Origin of the sequence: Trabulsiella odontotermitis, assembly GCF_001297775.1 — a bacterium.
Taxonomy (GTDB): Bacteria; Pseudomonadota; Gammaproteobacteria; order Enterobacterales; family Enterobacteriaceae; genus Trabulsiella; species Trabulsiella odontotermitis.
Genome location: NZ_LIFX01000015.1, coordinates 37,622 through 61,694, shown reverse-complemented (window position 1 = coordinate 61,694; position 24,073 = coordinate 37,622). Strand labels below are relative to the sequence as shown.

The following is a 24,073-nucleotide window of genomic DNA, read 5'->3' as shown; positions in this document are numbered from 1 at the left end:
CGCCACGCCATGCACTTCAGGGGCACAATTTACGGGATGGTTTTATCCTGTTTTTCACGCACTTCGCGGTACCAGCGGGGGTGATGTTTCCGTGCCCACGCTTTGGTGACCCAGCCTTCAACCATCGCAGTAATGGTGCCTTTCACCCACAGAGCGGCGTAGATATGCACCATGATAACCACAATCAGCGCTACGGCCGCAAATGAATGCAGCATTAACCCAAATCGGATCACAGGAATGGAGAACGCTGGCGCAAAGTACGGACGCCAGATGATCACACCGCTCACCAGCAACAGCACCAGCAGGATAATCGCCGCCCAGAAAACGCATTTCTGACCGAAGTTGTACCGCCCGGTATTACCCACCTCTTCGTTAACGACGATTTTGCGAATGTTCTTCGCCCAGAAAATATCGTCACGATTGATCAGGTTGTGATGCCAGTAACGGAAGAACATGATGATGAATGAGGCAAACATCACCACGCCAACGAACGGATGCAGAATACGCGCCAGCTGCGGCGTACCGAGAATGTGCATCAACCAGTTGAAGGACGGGAAGAAAAAGCCCAGCCCGCTTACCGCCGCCAGAACGAAACAGAAAGCGGTTACCCAGTGGTTGATACGCTCCGGCGCCGTGTAGCGCACGATGGTGTCACGTCTTTTCATTTGCGCACCTCGTCTTTCTCTTCGTGGAGGTTATCGTCTTCCTCTTCCGCACGGTTCGGACCGACACCGACGTAGTGGAAGATGCTGGCGGCGAAGGTGGCCGCAAAGCCAATGGCGGCCAGCGGTTTCCAGACCCCTTTCCAGAACTTCACGGTATCGCTGATCGCCGGGTTTTCCGGCAGGCCGTGGTACAGATTCGGCTTGTCGGCATGATGGAGGACGTACATGACGTGCGTACCGCCAACACCCGCCGGATCGTACAGGCCCGCGTTGTCATAACCACGGGTTTTCAGCTCTGCCACGCGTTCTCCGGCGAGGGTTTTCATGTCCTCTTTGGAGCCAAAGTGGATAGCACCCGTCGGGCAGGTTTTCACACAGGCCGGTTCCTGGCCCACCACCACGCGGTCGACGCACAGCGTACATTTATAGACGCGGTTGTCTTCCGGGTTGAGGCGCGGCACATCGAACGGACAGCCAGCAATGCAATAGCCGCAGCCAATGCACTGCTCAGACTGAAAGTCGACGATACCGTTAGCGTACTGAATGATAGCTCCTTCAGCCGGGCAGGCTTTCAGACAACCCGGATCAGCACAGTGCATGCAGCCATCCTTACGGATGAGCCATTCCAGTTTGTCGTTTTGCTCCACTTCGGAGAAGCGCATCACCGTCCAGGATTTAGCGGTCAAATCGGCGGGGTTATCGTACACCCCGACGTTGTGTCCCACTTCATCACGCAGGTCGTTCCATTCCGAACAGGCCACCTGACAGGCTTTACAGCCGATACAGGTCGTGACGTCGATGAGCTTCGCCACTTCCTGCTGGTGTTCCCGCGCCTGTGGCGCGGGGGTGAAACCGTTAGTCGCGGAACGACGAATAATGTCTTGCGATTGATAAGCCATAAGTCGTCTCCGTTACACCTTTTCCACGTTCACGAGGAAGGCTTTGAACTCCGGCGTCTGCGTATTCGCATCACCGACGAACGGCGTCAGCGTATTGGCAATAAAGCCTTTTTTCGTCACGCCTTCATAGCCCCAGTGGATCGGAATGCCGATAGTATCGATATCTTTCCCGTCTGCCTTCAGCGTGCGAATACGTTTGGTCACCACCGCTTTGGCCTTGATGTAGCCACGGTTGGAGGAGACTTTCACGGTATCACCCTGGCTGATGCCAAGCTTGCCAGCGAGTTTCTCGCCGATCTCCACAAACTGTTCCGGCTGCGCGATGGCGTTTAACAGCGCGTGTTTGGTCCAGTAGTGGAAATGCTCGGTCAGACGGTAAGTTGTACCGACGTACGGGAACTTATCTGCTTTGCCCAGCGCTTCCATATCATCTTTAAAGATACGGGCCGCTGGGTTAGAGATAACCTGCGGATGCAGCGGGTTGGTACCCAGCGGCGTTTCAAACGGCTCGTAATGTTCCGGGAACGGCCCTTCGGCCATTTTATCCACGGCGAACAGACGACCCATCCCTTCCGGTTGCATGATAAACGGCCCGACATCACTGCCTGGCGCCGCGGTGCTGTAGTCCGGAATATCCACACCGCCCCATTTTGCGCCGTCCCATTTCAGCAACTGACGCTTCGGATCCCACGGGTTGCCCTGCGGATCAGCAGACGCACGGTTGTACAGGATGCGGCGGTTCAGCGGCCACGCCCATGCCCAGCCGAGGGTATTACCCAGCCCTGACGGGTCGGCGTTATCGCGGTTAGCCATCTGGTTGCCGTTCGGCGTCCAGCTACCGGCGAAAATCCAGCAGCCGCTGGCGGTGGTGCCGTCATCACGCAGTTGGGCAAACGAACTGATTTGCTGGCCTTTCTTGACGATCACCGCACCCGTTGCCGGGTCGATGAGATCCGCCAGCGCTTTCCCGTTGCTCTCCATCGCCACTTCTTCAGACGATGGTTCGTCCGGCGTTGAGTAGTTCCAGGTCATATTGAGCACCTGCTCAGGCACCGGACCGCCTTCGGTGGCGTACATCTTACGCAGACGCAGGAAGATACCCGCGAGGATTTCGCCGTCAGTTTTGGCAAGCCCCGGGCCGTCCGCGCCTTTCCAGTGCCATTGCAGCCAGCGGCCGGAGTTGACGATAGATCCGTTTTCTTCGGCAAAGCAGGTGGACGGCAGACGGAACACTTCGGTCTGGATTTTCGATGGATCAACGTCGTTCGATTCGCCGTGGTTCTGCCAGAACGTAGACGTTTCGGTGTTGAGCGGATCGATCGTCACCAGGAATTTCAGTTTCGACAGTGCCGCAACCACCTTGTTCTTGTTCGGGAACGACGCCACCGGGTTAAAGCCCTGGCAAAGGTAGCCATTGACCTGGCCTTTATACATCATGTCGAAGTACTGCAGGACGTCGTAGCCTTTGTCCCACTTCGGCAGCCAGTCAAAGCCCCAGTTGTTTTCAGCCGTCGCTTTGTCGCCGTAGAACGACTTCATCATTGAGACGAAGAATTTCGGGTAGTTGCCCCAGTAGTTGACCTGACCTTCCAGCAGCGGTTTCGGCGTGTTGGCGGCGAGGTACGTCTGCAGGTCGGTCTGTTTTTCACTCGGCAGCGTCATATAGCCTGGCAGGCTCTGCGACAGCAGGCCGAGATCGGTCAGACCCTGAATGTTGGAGTGACCGCGCAGGGCGTTCACGCCGCCGCCTGCCATCCCCATGTTGCCCAGCAGCAACTGAACCATCGCCATCGTACGGATGTTCTGCGCGCCGATGGAGTGCTGCGTCCAGCCGAGGGCGTAGAGGAACGACGCGGTTTTATCTTTCGCGCTGGTTTCTGCGATGTATTCGCACACTTTCACGAAATCCGCTTTCGGCGTACCGCAGATGGTTTCAACCATTTCTGGCGTATAACGGGAAACGTGCTCTTTCAGTAAATTCCAGACGCAACGCGGATGGCTTAAGGTCAGGTCGCGTTTCGCGTGACCGCTCTCATCCATCTCATAGTTCCAGCTGGTTTTATCGTACTTACGTTTATCCGCGTCATAGCCGGTGAACAGCCCGTCTTCAAAGCCATAGTCTTCACGCACGATCAGGCTGGCGTTGGTATAGGCTTCGACGTATTCACGGTTAATTTTGTTATTGGTGATCAGGTACAGCAATACGCCTGACAGGAAGGCAATGTCAGTACCGGAACGAATCGGCGTATAGAAATCGGCCACGGATGCCGTACGGGTGAAACGCGGATCGATCACAATCAGCTTCGCGCCGTTGTGGATCTTCGCTTCCATCGCCCAGCGGAACCCTACCGGGTGCGCTTCGGCGGCGTTACCGCCCATCACCACGATCAGGTTGGCATTCTTCATGTCGACCCAGTGGTTGGTCATCGCACCGCGACCAAATGTTGGAGCAAGACTTGCTACCGTTGGTCCGTGTCAGACACGCGCCTGGTTGTCGACCGCGAGCATACCGAGCGCGCGGGTAAATTTCTGGGTTAAATAACCGGTTTCGTTGCTGGAAGCAGACGCACACAGCATGCCGGTGGAGAGCCAGCGGTTAACCGTCGTGCCTTCCGCGTTTTGCGCGATAAAGTTGGCATCGCGGTCAGCTTTCATCAATTTAGCGATGCGATCGAAAGCGTCTTCCCAACTGATTTGCTGCCATTTATCAGAACCCGGAGCGCGATATTCCGGATACTTCAAACGACTTTCGGAGTGGATAAAATCAACAAGCCCGGCGCCTTTCGGACAGAGCGCACCACGGCTTACCGGATGGTCCGGGTCCCCTTCAATATGGAAGATGGATGCTTTGGCGTTTTTTGCACCGTCACCGAGGCTATACATTAACAGCCCACAGCCCACGGAACAGTATGTACAGGTATTACGGGTTTCGCGGGTGCGCAACAGTTTGTACTGCCGCGTTTCCGCCAGTGCTGCGCCGGGGGCAAATCCCAACGCTGCTGCCGTGGTGCCTGCCATACCGCCAGCGCAGATCTTAAAGAACTGCCTTCTGCTGACCTGCATGGTTTGCTCCTTGTTTCTTTTAGACATTGTCACGTGTAGTTATTAGCCTTTGCGGATAACGCCACAAAGGTACAGAATTGGAGTTAATTCCCTCATCCATGGAGGGGATTGCACCAGAATACCACATTGTCGGTATACCTGTTCCAATACGGTTAATACAAAGTGAACAAGATCTATCCAAAACAAGTCAATAGTGTGACGGAAATCACGGGAATGCGCCAAATTGCCCTCTGGAAGCGGCAGGATTTGCAACATTCTCAGCCAGACGAGTTAGCCGAAGAGGTTCCGGTTGCGCTGGTGTATAACGGCATATCCCATGTGGTGATGATGGCCTCTCCGAAGGACCTGGAGCTGTTTGCTATCGGATTTTCATTATCCGAAGGGATTATCGAAAATCGGCGTGAAATTTACGGGATGGATGTCGTGCAAGCCTGCAATGGTGTAGAGGTGCAGATTGAACTCTCCAGTCGTCGGTTTATGGGGCTGAAAGAGCATCGTCGCGCACTGGCGGGGCGCACCGGGTGCGGCGTCTGTGGCGTTGAGCAACTGAACGACATCGGTAAACCGGTTTCGCCGTTGCCGTTCACCCAGACGTTCGATCTCAACCATCTTGATGCGGCGCTTGAGCATCTGAATGATGTGCAACCGATCGGCAGGCGCACCGGCTGTACACATGCGGCTGCGTGGGTCACGCCGTCGGGCGAGCTGGCTGGCGGTCATGAAGATGTCGGGCGGCATGTGGCGCTGGATAAACTGCTGGGGCGTCGGGCGATAGAAGATGGTCGCTGGTCGCAGGGTGCGGCGCTGGTGTCCAGTCGCGCCAGTTATGAAATGGTGCAGAAGTCGGCCATGTGTGGCGTGGAGATCCTGTTTGCGGTTTCCGCAGCGACCACGCTGGCGGTCGACGTGGCGGAACGCTGTAATCTGACGCTGGTGGGCTTCTGCAAGCCCGGTCGCGCAACGGTTTATACTCACCCGCAACGCTTAATTGCAGGCTGAAAGTTAGTCAATTTTTTTGAAAGATGAGAGCAAATCCTTCCGCTTTTCGTTGATGGGCACTGGCGCTATTATTTATCACATCAAGGCACGGCGCCTTATCCCAACAACGAAATTGAAAGGTTTATATCATGAAAAGCATCAAAACTTTTGTCGCAGTTATCGCTCTCGCTACTACTTTCGGTTCTTTCGCTGCTCAGAACGTCACTGCAACCAGCTCAACGCTTGATGGCGCAGAAGCCAAAATCGCCGCCCAGGCGCAGGCTGCGGGTGCATCGTCTTACACCATCACCGAAGCTTTCAGCGGCAACCGTGTTCACATGACGGCTGAACTGAACAAATAAAAGCACGATTATTGTCGAAAGAGCGCCTCCGGGCGCTTTTTTCGTTTTATCCGCGCAGCAACGCCAGAAAATCGTCATAACTGCTCAGGCCTGAAATCGTCGTCTGCGGATAGCGATACAGCACACTCGCCAGATAGCTAAAAATCTTCAGTTCATGCCGCGCGCTCGCCGAAGCACAGGCAATCAGCACGTGACTGACCGGTTCGTTATTCACCAGTAGCGGCCGAGCAAGGGTAATAAAGTAGCCGCGGAAATGGCTTTGCCGTTCACTCCAGCAATGCGGAATGGCGAGCTGATTAACGATCAGGTTTTCGCCTTCCCGCTCGCGCTGCTCAATGCGCCACGCTTCGTCCACCGTCAGATGACCGCCGTCCGTCAGCCGCTTACAGATCTGCGCAATCACGCTTTGCCACTCTTCATTGCCGTCGTTGGCATAATGAAAGCTGCCCTGCGGCAGGAAAAAACGCTCTGGCCGCTGGCGAATAAATGCCGACGCCAGCAGATCTTTGATCTGGCCGATCGCGGCGGGGGTAATGATATTCTTAACGATCAACACCTCGCCGGGGATCTCATCAAGCAAATGGTGGCTGTTGTTCACGATCAGCGCCGGTTCAACGTCAGCGCAAAGGTCGCGTAATTCCCCCGGCGTTCGTGCGATGATCACCCGGCAGCTCATCACATCGCGCTCAATGGCCTGCTTGTTGATCGTCGCAATGGCGTTTTGATCGGCCAGCAGAATGACCGGATAACGATCCTGCTGGTGGCGCTCCAGCGCACAGGCGAAGTACAGCCCGACCAGATCGCTGTCAAACACCGGAATGTCCTGCTCTTCGCGCAGCTTATTAATAAACTGAATACCTAAATCGAATGCCGCAGGCCACGCGGCTTTCAGGTTGTTCATACTGCCCTGACGGTTTTCCGGCAGCCAGACCGGCGAGGCGCTACAGCGGACGATATGTCCGGTTAAATTTTCAATCAACTGGGGATCGATAACATGCAGCGGCGTTAGCTCCGGCAGGCTGCGCAACAGCCCGGCAATATATTGCGTGGTAATGGTTTCCGCCCGTTGCTGATGGCTGTCGAGAAAATGAACCGCGGCGCTGAAGGCGCCTGTACCCAGCCATAACCCCACGTCATCGGCGATGCGCTGCAGCGTCTCATTGTGGAAATGCGGCTGATCCGGCGACAGCCGGTTACGTAACGCATACACCGCCAGAATAATACTCGCCAGATAATCCGCAGGAATGGCTGGCCAGTCGCGGGCGCGGCTGCAGGCATCCTGTAACCGCGCAAGGGAATCCGGATCGATACCGGGGAGAGGAAAAAGTAGCGGGTCTTTTTTCAGCAGATTCGCCAGTAAAACGAGGCATTTCTCTTCCGGCTCATCAATAAAATGACCTGCGCCAGGGCGACTCTGAATGCTGAACGCTTTCTCATAACGCGCTTTCAGGCGCACCAGCCGCTCAGCCACCCAGTTTTCCGGCAGATTCAGCGTGTTCGCCAGTTGAGTGCGCGTGACGAACGCGTTAAGCAGCAGCATCGCCAGCAACCGGTCATCATTATCATGCCGCTGTAAAAGTTCGAAATAGCTACGTCTGTCGAAAATTTCCAGCTGATAACCGATGCTGGCGACGGCCATGACCCGCGCTTTCCCGCTGAGGGTAAAGTTCAGATAATCAATATCGCGCAGGATCGTTCGCCCGGAAACGCCGGTGAGCTGCGCCAGCACGTTGAGTGAACAAGGCTGGTGTTCGAGTCTGGCAAGCAGCGTCAGCTGGCGTTCATTGAGCATAATTCCCCTTAGCGAAAATCGCCCAGTACACGGGCGCTGTTCTGATCCAGCGACTGTAACAGCTCGCGAAGAATGGACAGCGTTGCTTTGTAATCCTGCACTGAGATCATGCCGCTATTGGCGTGCAGATAGCGGGTCGGCAGGCACAGCGCAATCACCGGACGACCACCGCCCATCACATTGTAGCGGCCGCCGTCGGTGGCGCCGGTTTTCATCGTGCAGAACTGGATGGGTGCTTCCGCCCGTGCAGCGCTGGTTTTCAGCGCTGCCAGCAGCTTCTGATTGGGGAAATAACGCTTATCAAATAACATGACTGCCGGTCCCTCGCCAAGTTTGAGTGGGTACTTAATGGCATCAATACCGGGAACATCGCCCGCCACGGCGGTATCCAGAACAATCACGATGTCCGGTTTGATGTGCTCTGCGGAGGTTTGCGCACCGCGCAACCCCACTTCTTCTTCCACACTACCTACGCCGAAAAGCGTAATCTCTGGATTATCAACCGCTTGTAATAGCTCAGCCATCAATGCACAGCCGACGCGATTATCCAGCGCCTTTCCTGTTATTTTATCGGCCGACCATCGGGCAAAATTAGCTTCCGGACTGACAAAATCGCCAAACGCAATACCCGCGTTGACCACATCTTCGCGACAATTCGCGCCAATATCGATAAACATCTCGTCAAAATTAAGCGGCTGCTGCTTCTGTTTTTCGCTAAGCGCGTGGGGCGCCACAGAGCCGATAATTCCGGGGATTTTTTTACCGCTGCGGGTGCGGATCATCACCCGGTGATTAAGCATCGACTGATTCCACCAGCTACCGATGGTCTCAAAACGGATGAAGCCTGCGTCGCTGATGTGGGTCACCATAAAACCGACTTCATCCATATGGCCGACGAGGGCGACTTTCGGTCCGCGCGACCCTTTGCGGGCGATAATGCTGCCAAGCCCGTCAAAGGTAATTTCATCAGCATGCGGTTCGAGTGTCTGAAGCAGGATCTGGCGGACTTCCTGCTCGTCACCGCTGACCGCGCACGCGTTGCACAACGTTTCCAGCAAATCACTGTTCATGAACCAACTCCGGTTTTGCCGCTTTACGCTTCATCCACAGTCCTTTCAGGATGATAATCAAGGCGATATTCATCACCAGCCCGATGCCCAACACCAGATAAAACGACCCGGCGGGCGACATCAGCCCAATCAGCGGATCGAATATACCGAGACCTGGCGCCAGACGTTTGATGCCAAAAGCGATCACCAGCATGCCGGTGATCCCGCCGCTGAGCGTATTCGCGGTAATCATTGGCAGCGGTGCGGCCAGGGCATAAGGAATGGCCGGTTCGGTCGCCACCGTCGCACCCACCACAATCGCGCTGCTGGCGGCGGCTTTTTCCTGTTGTGTAAATAGCTTAGGCGCAATGTAAGTGGCGATCCCGGCGGCCATCGGCGGCATCAGCGTGACGACGCCCACAATGGCGTACCAGTCGTAGATATGTTTTTCCAGCAGCGAAAAGCAGAAGAACCACGCGGTTTTGTTGATCGGGCCGCCCATATCGAAGGCCAGCATCGCGCCCACCAGAAACGCGGCTCCCAGCTTCATTGACGGTGGGATGGTGTTCAGGAAATGCAGCAAGCCGCCCATGACATCTGACATCAGCGGGCCGATGACGTAATACGTCAGCACGCCGAAGATAAACAGCGTCACGAAGGGGATGAGCATGGAGCCCAGCAGCGGTTGCAGTGCTTTACCCAGTTTGATTTTGCGAAACCACAGCACAAAGTAGCCAATCGCCAGACCCAGTACGACGGCGCCAAGAAAGCCTGCGCCGGACTGCGTGCCCAGCAGCCCCTTATCGTTAGCCAGATAGCAGACCAGAAACGCCGGGGCGAACGCGGGTTTATCGGCAATCGACAGGGCGATGTACGCGCCCATTATCGGGATCATAAAGGTAAAACCCAGATAACCGATTGACTCGACAATCCAGGTAAACGACGGCGCGCCTTTTGCCATGTCGGTATAGGGCAGGCCGAGTTGCACCAGCATGTTGGCGATGGCGACCAGGATACCGCCGCCGATCACGAACGGCAGCGCAGCAGACACGCCCGCCATCAGGTGGCTCATCACGCTGCCCTGTTGTACTTCCTGCTGACCGAGCTTCACGCCGCTTTCTGCCGCGAAAAGGTGCGAATGCGTCGGTAACTGCATGAAAATCTGGTCGATATTCTTCAGTGCCTGAGAAATGGCGATTTCATACACCTTTTTCCCGGCGAAGCGACTACGGTCGTCAGCGCTGAGCCCGCGACCGGTGGCTAAAATAACGTAATCAGCGTCGGCAATCTCTTGCGCGCTGAGGCGGTTTTCCACCCCGCTCGACCCCTGGGTTTCGACCTTAATGGTATGGCCCAGCGCGCGCGCTTTCTGCTCCAGCGCTTCAGCGACCATATAAGTATGGGCGATCCCCGCGGGGCAGTTGGTTATCGCCACCAGACGTAATGTTGGTTCCATAGACAGCTCCTTATTCGCTAATCGTTTGATTTAACAGAGCAACTATCTGACTGACGTCGCCATTTTTGAGTTTCTCAATGAACTCCGCGTGAATGATTTTTCGGCACAGGGTGCCAATCAGTTGTACCTGGTTTTCTTCGCCTTCCAGCGGCACGCCGAGGCAGATCCAGCAGGTGACCGGCGCTTCATCGCTGGCTTTCCAGTCCACACCGTGCGGCTGACGGGCAAACAAAACAAAAGGGTGTTTTACGCAAGCGCTTTTGCCATGCGGCACCGCCACGCCGGAGCCGAAACCAGTGGAGTGTAATTTTTCGCGAAGCAGAAGCGTCTGCAGGAAGCGATTTCTGTCGGTGACGAAGCCATTTTTTTCAGCCATTTCAGCCAGCTGTTTGAGGATCGAATAAGCGGTGTTGCCACGAATATTCAGATCGATACAGGAAGGGGTCAGTACAGCCATTGGGTCACTCCGTCTAAGATAATCAGTTAGATTGTAACGGGGCGATGGTCAGGAAATGAGCGGGAATATGTCAGAGGCAGGTGACAAGACGCCGCCCATCTGGCGGCGTTTTTTGTGTCCTGCAACACACTTTCTTTTTTGAGTTCTGAGCAAGGATAACGCGTGGTGATAAGACTAATAAATATAATTCTACCATCAATATAGAGAAGTTATTCAATTAAATAATTATCTGGAAGAATTATTACTGAAAATATTCCACCTGATTGTTTTGTGTCGCTATTCGTAAAGTTTATATAAATAAAAAACGCTGTTATCTTGCTCACGTTATTGTGATAACGCTCTTTTCATTATTTTTATTCTCTTCCTATTATTCCCACGCCTGTGGCGCAGTGTCTTTGCGCTCAACAATTAAAGCAATAATTTATTCATCGCCATTATGTTTATTTCGCGACGGAACCTTGATTCCGTTATCCACTCTATTACCTCGAGGAAGACGGGTAATGAATAAATCAATACTGGCAGTGGCTGTCGGGTTATTACTGGCGGCAAATACAGGTCTGGCAAAAACATCGTCACTGACGCTGGAACAACGTCTGCAGCAGCTCGAAGACAGGCTGGAGGCCGCGGAAAATCGCGCGGCGCAGGCGGAGAAGGAGGTACAACAACTTAAAGCGGAGCAGGTGGCGCAAAACCAGGTCGCCACACGCAGCGAAACGCCACCTGAAGAAACGGCGAAAAACAGCGCAGCGCCGACGTTAACGCTCTCCGGTTATGGCGATCTGAAAGTCTATGGCGATGTGGAATTTAATATGGACGCTGAAAGCCGGGCAGGTTCGCTTATTTCCAATACGGATAACAGTAATGAACGGTGGGATCTCAATGGGCGCATCCTGTTAGGGTTTGACGGCATAAGGAAAATCAAGAACGGATATTTCGCTGGGTTTTCAGCGCAGCCGCTGGCGGATATGACAGGTTCGATGGATCTTGATGACGCCGTTTTCTTTTTTGGACAGGAAAAAGACTGGCAAATAAAAGTGGGTCGTTTCGAAGCCTATGATATGTTCCCGCTGAATCAGGATACGTTTGTTGAACACTCCGGGAATACCGCGAACGATCTTTATGATGATGGCAGCGGTTATATCTACATGATGAAAGAAGGGCGCGGACGTTCCGATGCCGGTGGCAATTTCCTGATGAGTAAACAGATGGGTGACTGGTATTTCGAACTGAACACGCTGCTCGAAGACGGAACCTCACTGTATCAGGATAACGCTTATCATGGCCGCGACATGGAACAGCAGAGAAACGTCGCTTATTTGCGCCCGGTGATTGCCTGGTCGCAGGGTGCCTTCTCCGTGGCGGCAGCCATGGAATCCAACGTGATCAGCAACGCCTACGGATACACCGACAGTCAGGGCAACTTTGTCGATCAGTCTGATCGCACCGGTTATGGCATGACCATGACCTGGAACGGTCTGCAGAACGACCCGGACAACGGCGTGGTGGTGAATCTTAACACCGCCTATATGGATGGCAGTGATGAAGAAGACTTCACGGCGGCCGTTAACGCGCTGTGGAAACGCTTCGAACTGGGCTATATCTATGCGCACAATAAAGTGGAAGATGTTGGTGATATTCCGCGTGATGACGATGTCTGGTTTGATGACGCTGGCACTTATGACATTCATACCATCCATGCGTCTTACCAAATCCCGAACGTGATGGATATGGAGAACTTTAATATCTACCTGGGGGCGTACTGGTCGACACTGCAGGGTGATAACGCCGGTAGCAGCGATGACAATCGCTATGGCGGAAGAGTGCGGTTTAAATATTACTTTTGACAGGAAAACGCCGGGCAACATTATGCTGCCCGGCGTGTTGCATTACACCAGATAAAACACCGGCTTCAACTCCGCGCTGACCGGGCTGTTGTCCGGGTTGGCGGGCATGACATCACGCATGTGTTTCCACCAGCGCTGGCAGACCTCGGTGCTGGCGACGGCATCCCAGCGCGCTTCTGATTCAATCTCAACACTGGCGAACAGCAGGTTGCGTGCTTCGTCGAGGTAAATCGCGTAGTGATGCGCGCCGTGTGCCTTCAGCGTGGCTTCCAGCTCTGGCCAGATTGGATTGTGGCGGCGCGCATACTCCTCATGCGCGTCAGGGTTGACCTGCATAACGAACGCTTTGCGGATCATAACGCCTCCAGATACAGCTCACGAACTTCGTCGCGGCTGGCAGTGCGCGGGTTACACGGTGCGCACGGATCGGCGAGTGCTTTGTCCAGCCAGCCTTCGATATCCGCTCTGGTGACGCCCAGTTTACTGAAGCCGGACGGGATACCGACCCTGACGCTTAACTGACGAATCGCGTTGATGGCTTCCATGCTGGCGGCTTCGTCGCTCATGCCGCGCGTTTCCACGCCCATGGCCTGTGCCACACGGGCAAAGCGCGCCACAGCGTTCGGGCGGTTAAAGTTTTCGATGATCGGCAGCAGGATGGCATTACACACCCCGTGCGGCAGATTGTGCGTGGCGCCCGGCTGGTGCGCCAGCGCGTGAACCAGCCCCAGACCCGCGCTGTTGAAGGCCATTCCCGCCAGATACTGACCGAACGCCATTTGCTCGCGCGCTTCAAGGTTGTGACCATCATCGACAGCTTTCGGCAGCCAGAGAGTGATCAGGCGAATCGCTTCCAGCGCGTTAGCATCGGTCAGCGGGTGCGCGCCAACAGAAACATACGCTTCAATCGCGTGCGTCAGCGCATCCATGCCGGTGGCGGCGGTTACTGACGCCGGGATCTCCAGCATCACGCTGGCGTCATCAACGGCAATATCCGGGATAATGTTCGCGTCGATAATCACCTCTTTGACCTGCCGTTCGCTGTCGATGATCACCGCGTTGCTGGTCATCTCCGCCGCGGTACCGGCGGTGGTGTTGATTGCCACCAGCGGTACGCCCGGGTTTTTCACTTTACCCACGCCGGAATAGGCCGTTGACGGACCGGGGTTGGCGGTCAGGATCTTAATGGCTTTGGCGGTATCGATTGGGCTGCCGCCGCCGAAGGCGATCAGGTAATCGCACTGCGACGACTTGTAAGCGCTAAGGCCTTGTTGCACCAGCGCTTCTGTCGGGTTCGGGAAAACGTCATCAAACAGGTGATATGGCATCTGATGGGCATCCAGCGCGGCAAACAGGCTGTCGAGCAGCCCCAGTTTGACGAGTTGCCCGTCGGTGACAATCAGCGCCTTGCCCCACTGTTTGCCTGCCACCATGTTCACCATATCGCCAATCGCGCCCGCGCCATGCAGGCTGATTTTGGGTAGTGCCAGCATAAAACTCATATAACTCTCCTTAATATTTGCTGTGATTTTTCCGGCGGCAGGCGCGTGGTTATGGGTAGAGTTCGAGTGCGCTTGCCAGTGGGGTGACGCCAAAGCGTTGACCCAGCGCGATGAGTTGCTCGCGGGTAATGGTCTGCTTCATGCCGCCCATCGAATAAACTTTGACTAACACTTGCGCGGATTTTTCGGCGGTGTCGATCAAGCCAAAGGTTTCATCCAGCGTCGGGCCGCTGCCAAAGACACCGTGGAAGGGCCACAATACCAGCGCGTGTTTTTGCATTTCCTGAGCCGTGGCCTGGCCGATGTCATCCGTGCCCGGTACCATCCACGGCAGAATGCCGACGCCATCGGGGAACACCACCAGACACTCGGTACTGCCTTCCCACAGCTTACGGGTGAAGAGATCAGTACGATTTTCCAGGACATAGGTCAGCGCAATCAGATTGGTGGCGTGACAATGCATGATGACGCGGTCTTTACCGCCCGTGGCGCGAATACGCTCACAATGAGACTGGAAGTGTGCGGGCAGTTCCGAGGTTGGTACGGCGTCGTCCGTCAGTCCCCACAAAATGTGATAACCGGCGCCGTCGTTATCGACTTTCACCACGCCGAGATTCGCGGTCGGATCGAGCTGTACGTTGCGGAAAAATTTGCCGGAGCCGGTGACGATAAACGGCATGCCAGCAAGTTGTGGCAGCGGCTGGCTCAGGGCGATGTAACGCGGTTGTGGGTGAAAATCAGCACGGTACGGCGCGATATCCGCATCATCCAGCCGCAACGTCAGGTTGCCGCCGTTGCGTTCGTCCCAGCCTTTCAGCCAGGCGTCAGAAGTGGCTTTGATCATGCCCTGGACGAACCAGGAATCGAGAATGGTCTGCATAGTCTTGTGGTTCCTTTGAAAATGCCGGGTGACTCTGTACTTGTAGGCCCGGCAAGCGAAGTGCCGCCGGGCAATATGTTTACTTGCGACTGGCCAGTACGTCTTTCTCATACGCGCGGACGTTTTCCAGCCACTGGCTGCCTGCTGGCGTGTCATGGCGCTGGCAGTACATTTCCCATACCGCCTGCCACGGCAGCGATTTCTGTTCTTCCAGCAGCGCCAGGCGCGCGGTGTAATCGCCGTCCAGCTCCAGCTGACGCAGTTCGGCGGTCGGCTCCAGCAGCGCGCGCAGCAGGGCTTTCTTCATGTTGCGGGTGCCGATGACCCACGCCGCGATGCGGTTAATGGAGGCGTCGAAGAAGTCCAGACCGATGTGGACGCGGTCGAACAGGTCGTGACGGATGATTTCGCTGGCGATGGCCTGGGTTTCGTCATCCAGCAGCACCACGTGGTCGCTGTCCCAGCGCACCGGGCGGCTGACGTGCAGCAGCAGGCGCGGCACAAACAGCATCGCGGCAGAGATTTTGTCGGAGATCACTTCTGTCGGGTGGAAATGACCCGCATCGAGACACAGCGCGGTCTGGCGGCTGGTGGCGTACCCCATGTAGAACTCGTTCGAGCCCACGGTGTAACTTTCGGCGCCAATGCCGAACAGCTTGCTTTCCACGGCGTCGATATGGTGCGCCGGGTTCAGTTTCTCGCTGATGATCTCGTCCAGCGCATTCAGCAGGCGCTGGCGCGGTGCGAAGCGGTCAACGGTAAGATCTTTCATGCCGTCCGGGATCCAGATGTTCATCACCGACGGGGTGCCCAACTGTTCGCCAAAGTACGCTGACACGCGGCGGCTGGCCTTGCAGTGGTCAATCCAGAACTGGCGGATCTCGTCATTGGCGTGGGCGAGAGTGAAGCCGTCAGCGCTCAGCGGATGCGAGAAGCAGGAGGGGTTAAAGTCCAGCCCCAGCTGGTTGGCTTTCGCCCATTTCACCCAGTTGACGAAATGTTCCGGTTTGATGTCGTTACGGGCGACCGGCGCGTCGGATTCAAGGTAAATCGCGTGCAGATTCAGGCGTTTTGGCCCCGGGATCAGGCTCAGTGCCAGTTCGAGATCAGCGCGAAGCTCCGTGGCGTTGCGTGCTTTTCCGGGATAGTTGCCGGTAGCCTGGATCCCGCCGGTCAACGCGCCGGTCGGGTTTTCGAAACCGGCCACGTCGTCGCCCTGCCAGCAATGCATTGAAACCGGTAAGCGATCGAGCTGGCGCAGCGCCTGCTCGACATCCACACCGATGGCGGCAAAACGTTGTTTAGCCAGTTCCCATGCCTGTTCTGTTTGAGTGGTCATGCGCAAAGCTCCTTTGTCTGTGGTTGCGGCTGAAACTGCGCAACATAGCGGGCAATTTCATGGTTCGGATTGGGCGTATAAGTGATCAGGTCGTAGTTCTTGCTCACCACCTGGCGGAAATCGTCGACGTTGTTCAGTTCATCGAGCGTCATCAACTGAACGCCAATGTTGCCGAGCGTTGATGCTTCTGTTGGTCCGGCGATCACGGTGATGCCGCAGGCGTCGGCGCACAACTGGTTAAGCAACGGGTTCTGGCAGCCGCCGCCGACGATGTGCAACTGGCTGAATGGCTGGCCGCGCAGGGCGGTGAGCTCTTCCAGCACACGGGCATACAGCAGCGCCAGACTGTCGAAAATACAGCGCGCCAGTTGTGCCGCCGTAGTGGGCTCCGGCTGCTGGCTTTCGCGGCAGGCGGCCTGGATTTCCGCGCTCATGTTGTCGGGGTTAATGAAGCGATCGTCGTTGGGGTTGATCACGAAGCGGCAGGCCGGAAGCGCTGCGGTGTCGGCGATCAGCGCCTGCAGATCCTCAACGTTCTGCTCGCGCAGTACGCGTTGCAGCAGCCACAGGCCCATAATATTTTTCAGCACGCGATAGCGACCTTCCGCACCGCCTTCATTGGTGATGTTGGCCTGCAACGCCGCGTCGCTGGTGCAGGGCGTTTTGCTCTCAAAGCCCATCAGCGACCAGGTGCCGGAAGAGAGATACGCCGCATCGCTGCCGTTCAGCGGCGAGGCGATGACCGCGCTGGCGGTATCGTGGCTGGCCACCGCCACCACCGGAATGGCATTCCCTTGCGGGCAGCGCCAGTGGCCGATGACATTGCCCGGATGCGTTGGCGTGCCAAACCAGCGGCGCGGAACGCCCGTCCAGTCGAGCAGCTTTTCGTCCCAGCTGTCGGTGTTAATGTTGATCAGTTGCGTGGTGGTGGCGTTGGTATATTCCCAGTTCAGCTTGCCGGTCAGGCGGTAGCTGAAATAGTCGGGGATCAACAGGGCATGGGCGACGCGGTCGAGCAGTTCCGGCTGTTGCGTTGCCAGCGCATGGAACTGATAGAGCGTATTAAACGGCAGAAACTGAATGCCGCTACGCTGGTAGATATCGGCTTTACCCAACTGCGTTTGCGCTTGTTGCATCACCCCCTGCGTGCGACTGTCGCGATAAGACACCGGCAGCCCGACGCGCTGGCCCTGTTTATCCAGCAGCACATAATCGACGCCCCAGGTGTCGATGCCGATGCTGTCGATGAGAATGCCTTCGGCGCAGACATTTTCCAGCCCGCGGCGAATGCCCGCCTCAAGACTGTCGATATCCCAGCAGTCAAAACCGTCCCTTTTTTGCAGGCAGTTCACAAAGCGATGCGCCTCGCGAAGCGATAAAGAACGTTGTTCGCGGTCATAACTGGCAAGCATCACACGCCCGCTGGAAGCGCCTAAATCTACGGCGACACAATGGCGAAAAGTCATCTCAGGGGTCCTTCAGATAATCAGTGCATTCAGTCTAAAAAGAGCGCAACAGCGCTACCTTCTTGTTACTGACAGGCGAAAATTGGCGCTGGCAAGAAAGCAAAGGTGAAGGTGAGGCAGCTCACAGTTTCCAGTTTTGAGCCTGATCTGACCTGGTGTGACGTTCGCCGCATTTCCTGATCTTTCCGGACGTTTCTTGAAAAAACGGCAGGCTTTGCGCGCTTTATTGTCAAAAATTCAAGGTGAGATTGCCGCGCCCCACTTATTATCCTGATAACTTTTCTCATCTGGTGGGAGGCGTCATGACCGTGTTGCACAGTGTGGATTTTTTCCCGTCGGGCATCGCTTCGGTGGCGATCGAGCCGCGGCTTCCCCAGCCCGAATTTCCCGAACATCATCATGATTTTCATGAGATTGTGATCGTTGAGCATGGTACGGGCATTCACGTTTTTAACGGTCAACCCTATACCATCAGCGGCGGAACGGTCTGCTTTGTGCGCGATCATGACCGGCATCTTTATGAGCACACCGATAACCTCTGCCTGACCAACGTGCTATACCGTTCGCCGGAAGCGTTCCAGTTTCTCGCCGGGCTGCATCGGCTGCTGCCGCAAGAGCAGAACGGCGTTTATCCTTCCCACTGGCGGGTTAACCAGAGCGCGTTGCAGCAGGTGCGGCAGATCGTCGCGCAGATGGAAAGGCGGGAAGAAGACAACGATGCACACACCATCGCCAATCGCGAAATTCTGTTTATGCAGTTGCTGATCCAGTTGCGCAAAAGCAGCCTCGCGGCGGAGGCCACTAATAATGATGCCCGGTTGAATCAGCTGATTGCCTGGCTGGACGATCATTTTGCGGAAGAAGTGTGCTGGGAAGGGGTTGCCGAGCGTTTTTCACTGTCGCTGCGTACGCTGCACCGACAGCTCAAACAGCATACCGGACTGACGCCGCAGCGGTATCTGAACCGGGTGCGCCTGATGAAAGCGCGTCATCTGTTGCGCCATAGCGACGAGAGTGTGACAGATATCGCCTTTCGCTGCGGTTTCGGCGACAGTAACCACTTTTCGACGCTGTTTCGCCGGGAATTTAACTGGTCACCGCGAGATATTCGTCAGGGGCGAGACGCCAGCCTCCAGTAACGCGAAACCAGTCACCGTTTTTGGCCAGTGAAAAAGTCAATAATGGCGGGTTGTTAGCAATGAGGTGGCATCATGCCTGGTGAGCTTATTCTTCGCAAAGCGGACTTTTTTGCGTCGCCCGACCAGGCGGTGGCGGTGGCTGATCGTTATCCGCAAAACGTGTTTGCCGAACATACCCATGAATTCTGCGAGCTGGTGCTGGTGTGGCGCGGCAACGGCCTGCATATCCTCAACGACCGTCCTTACCGCATCACCCGCGGCGATCTGTTTTATATTCGCGCTGAAGACAAACACGCCTACGCCTCGGTGAACGATCTGGTTTTACAGAATATTATTTACTGCCCGGAAAGGCTGACGCTGAATCTCGACTGGGCGGCGCATATTCCCGGTCTGCATGGCTCGTGCTGGTCGCCGCACTGGCGGATCGGCAGCAGCGGCATGGCGCAGGCAAGGCAGGTGATAAACCAGCTCGAACATGAAAGTAACCGGCAGGATGTGTTGTCCGGCGGCATGGCGGAGTTGCTGTTTGCGCAACTGGTATTAACCCTGAGCCGTCACCGCTATGCCACGGATAACCTTGCCGCGACGCACCGCGAAGCCCTGCTGGATAAGCTGATTACCGCGCTGGCGGGCAGTCTCAACCGGCCGTTCATGCTGGACGCGTTTTGTGTTCAGGAAGGGTGTAGCGAGCGGGGATTGCGTCAGCAGTTTCGCAGTCAGACCGGCATGACCATCAGCCAGTATTTGCGTCAGTTGCGGATTTGCCACGCGCAGTATCTGCTCCAGCACACCGAGCAGATGATCAGCGACATCGCGATGCTGTGCGGCTTTGAAGACAGTAACTATTTTTCAGTGGTGTTTAACCGGGAAGTGGGGATGACGCCAGGGCAGTGGCGTCATCGCAGTCGTGCCGCTTAGTTAGCCATGCCGAGGCCCACGATATTGGCGGCGATGATAATCACCACGCAACCGAGGCTCAGTACGCCCACCGGACGGCGTCCCGCATTGTTCCACTCTTTCAGCACCAGACCCACCAGACCACCGCACAGCACATAGAAACTCATGTGCAGCATCCAGCTCATATAGTCATACTGCGCCGGAATGCGGGCGTGGCCCCAGGCATAAAAGAAGAACTGGAAATACCACATCAGACCGCCCAGCATGGAGAGCAGAACGTTGCTGATGATCAGCGGTTTTGCCAGCGAGAAGTCGGCTTTTAGCGACAGTTCCTTCACTTTTGCCAGACGAATGAAGCAGAAACCCAGGTTGATGATCGCCCCGCCGCCCATGATAACGACATAGCTCGGCAATGCGACATACAGCGGATCGACGCCTAACGCGGCGGCGGCTTCATGCATCGGTTTGGCGGCGTTCATGGCAAATGACATGCCTGCTGAGAAAATCCCGCACATGATCGCCAGCGCCAGGCCTTTCTTCAGGTTGAACTCTTCCGCCGTGATACCCATTTTGCGCTCTTTTAGCTGCCCTGCGCGGGTCACAATCCCCACGCCAATGAGCGCGACCAGAACACCCAGCAGCGTCATCTGACCGCCAGAGGTGTGAATCAACACATCAAAGTTGCCGTTGATGATCGGCGTCATCAGTGTCCCGACCACCAGGGTAATACCGATGGCGATACCGATCCCCATCGACATGCCGAGATAGCGCATAGTCAGGCCATAGTTGATGTTACCCACGCCCCACATAGCGCCAAACAGGAATACCGGCAGCAACGTGGAGGAGGAGAAAGAGCCGTAATAGGCCCAGAAATCAGGAAGCAGCATGGCGCTGACGGCCCAGGGCAGGATCAGCCAGGAGACGATGCCCCCGATTGACCACATGGTTTCCCAGGACCAATGTTTTACTTTTTTAAACGGGGCATAGAAACAGGCTGCACTGGCTGCGCCTATCAAATGCCAAAAAATACCCATCGTAATCGCGTGACTCATTGTTTTTATCCTCACCGTTGAAGTCGATGAATCTTCATCTGACGGGATGAGTGTAAAAATTGTACAACGCATTAACCTTCGACCGGTTGCCGCGATACGCGCCACACTGGCAATGAGCGCATGATGGGGGTGAGCGGCCTCACAAAAACAACGTCATAACCAAAGGTTATAACCTTATTAAAACTACGGCATTGATAAACATTTTCAATATCATTTAATTAACTATAATGAACCAACTGATTACGCGGCGTTAACACCTCTGCCGCCCGACAATAATGGAGACGACTATGAGCTATACATTACCATCGCTGCCATACGCGTATGATGCACTTGAACCGCACTTCGACAAACAAACGATGGAAATCCATCACACCAAGCATCACCAGACCTATGTGAACAACGCGAATGCGGCACTGGAAAGCCTGCCGGAATTCGCCAGCCTGCCGGTTGAAGAACTGATCACCAAACTGGATCAGCTGCCAGCGGACAAAAAAACCGTGCTGCGTAACAACGCGGGCGGTCACGCTAACCACAGCCTGTTCTGGAAAGGTCTGAAAAAAGGCACCACGCTGCAGGGTGATCTGAAAGCCGCTATCGAGCGCGATTTCGGCTCTGTTGAGAAATTTAAAGAAGAGTTTGAGAAAGCCGCGGCCACCCGTTTCGGCTCTGGCTGGGCGTGGCTGGTGCTGAAAGGCGACAAACTGGCGGTGGTTTCTACCGCGAACCAGGACTCCCCGTTAATGGGCGAAGCCATTTCTGGCACGTCCGGTTTCCCGATCCTGGGCCTGGATGTGTGGGAACACGCTTACTACCTGAAATTCCAGAACCGTCGTCCGGACTACATCAAAGAATTCTGGAACGTCGTCAACTGGGACGAGGCTGCTGCCCGTTTCGCTGCGAAAAAATAAGTTTTCATTGCCTGCGGGCATGAACGAAACCCTGCCTTTCACGGCGGGGTTTTTTATTGCCTGAAGCCCGCCTCGTGTGATGTTTATCACCTTTAGAAACATTGATCTGATAAATTTAAAATGGAGTTTCAATTTGTAGTTTAGATCACTTTTCTCTCTTACAAGAATGTCTATTGTGGCTGCATCAAATACTGCTGATGGGTGTGTGGAAAGCAGAAATCGGCGGCAACAATTTATAATTCAGTGAGTTAAGGTGAGAATATGCAGATCAAACGTGCGATAGAAAAAATACCGGGTGGTATGATGCTTGTTCCGTTGTTTTTGGGCGCGCTCTGCCATACCTTCTCCCCCGGCGCTGGCAAATATTTTGGTTCCTTTACCAATGGGTTGATCACCGGTACCGTGCCAATTCTGGCTGTCTGGTTCTTCTGCATGGGGGCCTCCATCAAACTGAGCGCGACCGGTACGGTATTACGTAAATCCGGGACGCTGGTGGTGACCAAAATTGCCGTGGCGTGGGTGGTGGCAGCGATTGCGTCGCGCATTATTCCGGAGCATGGCGTTGAGGTCGGCTTCTTTGCCGGTATGTCCACGCTGGCGCTGGTGGCGGCGATGGATATGACCAACGGCGGCCTGTATGCGTCTATCATGCAGCAGTACGGCACCAAAGAAGAGGCAGGCGCGTTTGTTCTGATGTCGCTGGAGTCCGGTCCGCTGATGACCATGATTATCCTCGGCACCGCGGGTATCGCCTCCTTTGAACCGCATGTGTTTGTCGGTGCGGTGCTGCCGTTCCTGGTTGGTTTTGCGCTGGGCAACCTTGACCCGGATCTGCGCGATTTCTTCAGTAACGCCGTTCATACGCTGATTCCTTTCTTCGCCTTCGCCCTGGGTAATACCATCGATTTGACCGTGATCGCACAGACCGGTCTGCTGGGTATCCTGTTGGGTCTGGCGGTGATTGTGGTGACCGGTATTCCGCTGATTCTCGCGGACAAATACATCGGTGGCGGCGACGGTACGGCAGGGCTTGCCGCGTCCAGCTCCGCAGGTGCGGCGGTGGCAACACCGGTGCTGATTGCCGAAATGATCCCGGCGTTCAAACCGATGGCCCCGGCAGCGACTTCGCTGGTCGCCACCTCGGTGATTGTGACCTCCATTCTGGTGCCGATTCTGACCTCCATCTGGTCGCGTAAAGTGAAAGGCCAGGCAGCAGCGGTGGAGATCCGCGAAACGGTTAAATAACTAATCGTTATAGATCATAAAGAAGCCCGGCACTGCCGGGCTTTTTGCTGTTACTGGATGCCGAATACGCTGTCGATGTGCTGGCACTGTGCGGCGCTAAGCTCGCCGCCAAAGTTGCGGGAGTGGGGCTGGCAGTAGCCAAACTTACGCGATACCACGGTTTTGATGGTGGTGACAAAGTCGTCGCCAATCGAATAGATCGACATGAAGCGGCCAATCTCGCGCTGAACATTGTGCAGCGTCTGGAAATCGCCCGCCGCCCAGGCTTCCCGCGCCTGCACGAACAACTCCGGCATAATGTTGTTCAGCCCGGAAATAATCCCCGCGCCGCCGGCCAGCAGGTTAGGAATAAAATACTCGTCATAGCCGGAGAGCACCGCGAAATCATTGCGCACAGCTTCGGTGGCAAGAATGATATTGCGCGTATGCGACTGGCAATCCACCGTGTCTTTAATCCCGGCAAAATTCGGAAACTCTTTCGCCAGCGTGGCGGTGATCTCCGGGGTGATGTCGCAGCCGGTGCGTGCCGGGAAATTGTAGGCGAACCATTTACCGCTGAACTGTTTGCCAAGCGCCCTGAAGTAGCTCAACAGCTGATTTGAAGTTTGCCCGTAATAGTACGGCGGCAGCACCATTACGCCATCATAACCGCTGCGGAATGCTTCCTCCGCCATGCGCACGATATCCGCCACGCAGGTGGAGGAGACGTTGGCGACCATCGCCAGCGGTGACATGGCGCGCGCCTCGCGGATGAGATGCAGGCGCTCCTCAAGGCTGAGCGAAGCAAATTCGCCGATGCTGCCCATCAGCAAGATGACGTCGATTTTCGCAGCCGTCAGGCGGGCGAGATGCTGAGAAAGACCTTTCAGATCGAGTGCGCCCTGTGCATCCATCGGCGTTATCGAAGGGCACCAGACGCCGGAAAAACGAGAATGCGTGGTCATAGTATTGACTCCTTGTTGTGAAATGGCGTTTCAAATAATCTTCATGAATAGCACGAACATTGAAACATAAGCTTTACGCCGGTCGCATTTTGCTTAGTCAATGCGCAAAAAAATGTGTTCTACTGGTGTCTGTGAC

The 24,073-nt window shown here is 55.4% G+C and carries 21 protein-coding genes; 7 read left to right on the top strand and 14 right to left on the bottom strand.

All coding sequences use genetic code 11. The features are described from left to right. Positions 1–29 precede the first annotated feature (29 nt). Genes fdoI through fdnG form a run of 3 tightly spaced genes read right to left on the bottom strand, consistent with a single transcriptional unit; the run spans position 30 to position 4,627 of the window. A complete protein-coding gene (gene fdoI / locus AOY23_RS19570; protein WP_054180947.1) occupies positions 30–665 on the bottom strand; it encodes a formate dehydrogenase cytochrome b556 subunit in 636 nt (211 codons plus the stop codon). Beyond that, on the bottom strand, positions 662–1,564 hold the full coding sequence (gene fdxH / locus AOY23_RS19565) for a formate dehydrogenase subunit beta (RefSeq protein ID WP_054180946.1): 903 nt from the start codon (positions 1,562–1,564) through the stop codon (positions 662–664). Before fdxH ends, fdoI begins: the two co-directional genes overlap by 4 nt. Before the next feature lie 12 nt (positions 1,565–1,576). After that, a complete protein-coding gene (gene fdnG, locus AOY23_RS19560) occupies positions 1,577–4,627 on the bottom strand; it encodes a formate dehydrogenase-N subunit alpha (protein WP_152958645.1) in 3,051 nt (1,016 codons plus the stop codon). 213 nt (positions 4,628–4,840) lie between these two features. Here fdnG and fdhD point away from each other — a divergent pair, with 213 nt between their 5' ends. Then, positions 4,841–5,626 carry a formate dehydrogenase accessory sulfurtransferase FdhD gene (gene fdhD / locus AOY23_RS19550; protein WP_054180944.1) on the top strand — a complete coding sequence of 262 codons (786 nt, stop codon included), beginning with the start codon at positions 4,841–4,843 and terminating at the stop codon, positions 5,624–5,626. A 128-nt stretch (positions 5,627–5,754) separates the two neighbouring features. Next, positions 5,755–5,967 carry a YdgH/BhsA/McbA-like domain containing protein gene (locus tag AOY23_RS19545; protein ID WP_038161483.1) on the top strand — a complete coding sequence of 71 codons (213 nt, stop codon included), beginning with the start codon at positions 5,755–5,757 and terminating at the stop codon, positions 5,965–5,967. A gap of 46 nt (positions 5,968–6,013) precedes the next feature. Here AOY23_RS19545 and AOY23_RS19540 read toward each other — a convergent pair whose 3' ends face one another. From AOY23_RS19540 to AOY23_RS19525, 4 genes are read right to left on the bottom strand one after another with little or no spacing between them, the layout of a single operon-like run. Further along, entirely contained in the window at positions 6,014–7,759 is a 1,746-nt protein-coding gene (locus AOY23_RS19540; RefSeq protein WP_054180943.1) for a putative frv operon regulatory protein, read from the bottom strand. Between the two features lie 8 nt (positions 7,760–7,767). Next, entirely contained in the window at positions 7,768–8,829 is a 1,062-nt protein-coding gene (locus tag AOY23_RS19535) for an aminopeptidase (RefSeq protein WP_054180942.1), read from the bottom strand. Further along, entirely contained in the window at positions 8,819–10,264 is a 1,446-nt protein-coding gene (locus tag AOY23_RS19530; RefSeq protein WP_054180941.1) for a PTS fructose-like transporter subunit IIBC, read from the bottom strand. The genes AOY23_RS19535 and AOY23_RS19530 overlap by 11 nt, the downstream gene beginning before the upstream one ends. 10 nt (positions 10,265–10,274) lie before the next feature. Then, positions 10,275–10,721 (bottom strand): PTS fructose transporter subunit IIA, encoded by a 447-nt coding sequence (locus tag AOY23_RS19525; RefSeq protein WP_054180940.1) that lies wholly within the window; start codon positions 10,719–10,721, stop codon positions 10,275–10,277. A gap of 500 nt (positions 10,722–11,221) precedes the next feature. On the opposite strand from AOY23_RS19525, the gene AOY23_RS19520 reads away from it, so the two are divergent. Then, on the top strand, positions 11,222–12,565 hold the full coding sequence (locus AOY23_RS19520; protein WP_054180939.1) for a carbohydrate porin: 1,344 nt from the start codon (positions 11,222–11,224) through the stop codon (positions 12,563–12,565). 42 nt (positions 12,566–12,607) lie between these two features. On the opposite strand, the gene rhaM is transcribed toward AOY23_RS19520, so the two are convergent. The 5 genes from rhaM to rhaB form a co-directional block, all read right to left on the bottom strand. Next, positions 12,608–12,922: an L-rhamnose mutarotase gene (rhaM, locus tag AOY23_RS19515; RefSeq protein WP_054180938.1), complete on the bottom strand. Its 315-nt coding sequence runs from the start codon at positions 12,920–12,922 to the stop codon at positions 12,608–12,610. Beyond that, a complete protein-coding gene (fucO, locus tag AOY23_RS19510; RefSeq protein ID WP_054180937.1) occupies positions 12,919–14,067 on the bottom strand; it encodes a lactaldehyde reductase in 1,149 nt (382 codons plus the stop codon). Before fucO ends, rhaM begins: the two co-directional genes overlap by 4 nt. Before the next feature lie 49 nt (positions 14,068–14,116). Continuing rightward, on the bottom strand, positions 14,117–14,947 hold the full coding sequence (rhaD, locus tag AOY23_RS19505; RefSeq protein WP_054180936.1) for a rhamnulose-1-phosphate aldolase: 831 nt from the start codon (positions 14,945–14,947) through the stop codon (positions 14,117–14,119). Between the two features lie 79 nt (positions 14,948–15,026). Then, the gene (gene rhaA, locus AOY23_RS19500; protein ID WP_054180935.1) at positions 15,027–16,286 is read right to left on the bottom strand and encodes an L-rhamnose isomerase; all 1,260 of its coding nucleotides are present in this window, start codon (positions 16,284–16,286) and stop codon (positions 15,027–15,029) included. Then, the gene (rhaB, locus tag AOY23_RS19495; protein ID WP_054180934.1) at positions 16,283–17,752 is read right to left on the bottom strand and encodes a rhamnulokinase; all 1,470 of its coding nucleotides are present in this window, start codon (positions 17,750–17,752) and stop codon (positions 16,283–16,285) included. Before rhaB ends, rhaA begins: the two co-directional genes overlap by 4 nt. A 302-nt stretch (positions 17,753–18,054) precedes the next feature. Here rhaB and rhaS point away from each other — a divergent pair, with 302 nt between their 5' ends. Together rhaS and rhaR are read left to right on the top strand one after the other, a co-directional pair. After that, entirely contained in the window at positions 18,055–18,891 is an 837-nt protein-coding gene (gene rhaS, locus AOY23_RS19490) for an HTH-type transcriptional activator RhaS (protein WP_054180933.1), read from the top strand. A gap of 72 nt (positions 18,892–18,963) precedes the next feature. Then, on the top strand, positions 18,964–19,809 hold the full coding sequence (gene rhaR / locus AOY23_RS19485) for an HTH-type transcriptional activator RhaR (protein ID WP_054180932.1): 846 nt from the start codon (positions 18,964–18,966) through the stop codon (positions 19,807–19,809). On the opposite strand, the gene rhaT is transcribed toward rhaR, so the two are convergent. Further along, positions 19,806–20,840, bottom strand: a complete 1,035-nt coding sequence (rhaT, locus tag AOY23_RS19480) for an L-rhamnose/proton symporter RhaT (RefSeq protein WP_054180931.1) — start codon at positions 20,838–20,840, stop codon at positions 19,806–19,808. The genes rhaR and rhaT overlap by 4 nt on opposite strands. 287 nt (positions 20,841–21,127) lie before the next feature. Between rhaT and sodA the strand changes: the two genes are divergently transcribed. Together sodA and kdgT are read left to right on the top strand one after the other, a co-directional pair. Beyond that, positions 21,128–21,748 carry a superoxide dismutase [Mn] gene (gene sodA, locus AOY23_RS19475; protein WP_054180930.1) on the top strand — a complete coding sequence of 207 codons (621 nt, stop codon included), beginning with the start codon at positions 21,128–21,130 and terminating at the stop codon, positions 21,746–21,748. A gap of 261 nt (positions 21,749–22,009) precedes the next feature. After that, on the top strand, positions 22,010–22,993 hold the full coding sequence (gene kdgT, locus AOY23_RS19470; RefSeq protein ID WP_054180929.1) for a 2-keto-3-deoxygluconate transporter: 984 nt from the start codon (positions 22,010–22,012) through the stop codon (positions 22,991–22,993). Between the two features lie 50 nt (positions 22,994–23,043). Here kdgT and AOY23_RS19465 read toward each other — a convergent pair whose 3' ends face one another. Next, a complete protein-coding gene (locus AOY23_RS19465) occupies positions 23,044–23,937 on the bottom strand; it encodes a dihydrodipicolinate synthase family protein (RefSeq protein ID WP_054180928.1) in 894 nt (297 codons plus the stop codon). Positions 23,938–24,073 lie beyond the last annotated feature (136 nt).

Excerpts from the sequence above, each read along its gene's own strand:
- fdoI (WP_054180947.1), bottom strand. The coding sequence starts at position 665 with ATGAAAAGACGTGACACCATCGTGCGCTACACGGCGCCGGAGCGTATC.
- fdxH (WP_054180946.1), bottom strand. The coding sequence starts at position 1,564 with ATGGCTTATCAATCGCAAGACATTATTCGTCGTTCCGCGACTAACGGT.
- fdhD (WP_054180944.1), top strand. The coding sequence starts at position 4,841 with ATGCGCCAAATTGCCCTCTGGAAGCGGCAGGATTTGCAACATTCTCAG.
- AOY23_RS19545 (WP_038161483.1), top strand. The coding sequence starts at position 5,755 with ATGAAAAGCATCAAAACTTTTGTCGCAGTTATCGCTCTCGCTACTACT.
- AOY23_RS19540 (WP_054180943.1), bottom strand. The coding sequence starts at position 7,759 with ATGCTCAATGAACGCCAGCTGACGCTGCTTGCCAGACTCGAACACCAG.
- AOY23_RS19535 (WP_054180942.1), bottom strand. The coding sequence starts at position 8,829 with ATGAACAGTGATTTGCTGGAAACGTTGTGCAACGCGTGCGCGGTCAGC.
- AOY23_RS19530 (WP_054180941.1), bottom strand. The coding sequence starts at position 10,264 with ATGGAACCAACATTACGTCTGGTGGCGATAACCAACTGCCCCGCGGGG.
- AOY23_RS19525 (WP_054180940.1), bottom strand. The coding sequence starts at position 10,721 with ATGGCTGTACTGACCCCTTCCTGTATCGATCTGAATATTCGTGGCAAC.
- AOY23_RS19520 (WP_054180939.1), top strand. The coding sequence starts at position 11,222 with ATGAATAAATCAATACTGGCAGTGGCTGTCGGGTTATTACTGGCGGCA.
- rhaM (WP_054180938.1), bottom strand. The coding sequence starts at position 12,922 with ATGATCCGCAAAGCGTTCGTTATGCAGGTCAACCCTGACGCGCATGAG.
- fucO (WP_054180937.1), bottom strand. The coding sequence starts at position 14,067 with ATGAGTTTTATGCTGGCACTACCCAAAATCAGCCTGCATGGCGCGGGC.
- rhaD (WP_054180936.1), bottom strand. The coding sequence starts at position 14,947 with ATGCAGACCATTCTCGATTCCTGGTTCGTCCAGGGCATGATCAAAGCC.
- rhaA (WP_054180935.1), bottom strand. The coding sequence starts at position 16,286 with ATGACCACTCAAACAGAACAGGCATGGGAACTGGCTAAACAACGTTTT.
- rhaB (WP_054180934.1), bottom strand. The coding sequence starts at position 17,752 with ATGACTTTTCGCCATTGTGTCGCCGTAGATTTAGGCGCTTCCAGCGGG.
- rhaS (WP_054180933.1), top strand. The coding sequence starts at position 18,055 with ATGACCGTGTTGCACAGTGTGGATTTTTTCCCGTCGGGCATCGCTTCG.
- rhaR (WP_054180932.1), top strand. The coding sequence starts at position 18,964 with ATGCCTGGTGAGCTTATTCTTCGCAAAGCGGACTTTTTTGCGTCGCCC.
- rhaT (WP_054180931.1), bottom strand. The coding sequence starts at position 20,840 with ATGAGTCACGCGATTACGATGGGTATTTTTTGGCATTTGATAGGCGCA.
- sodA (WP_054180930.1), top strand. The coding sequence starts at position 21,128 with ATGAGCTATACATTACCATCGCTGCCATACGCGTATGATGCACTTGAA.
- kdgT (WP_054180929.1), top strand. The coding sequence starts at position 22,010 with ATGCAGATCAAACGTGCGATAGAAAAAATACCGGGTGGTATGATGCTT.
- AOY23_RS19465 (WP_054180928.1), bottom strand. The coding sequence starts at position 23,937 with ATGACCACGCATTCTCGTTTTTCCGGCGTCTGGTGCCCTTCGATAACG.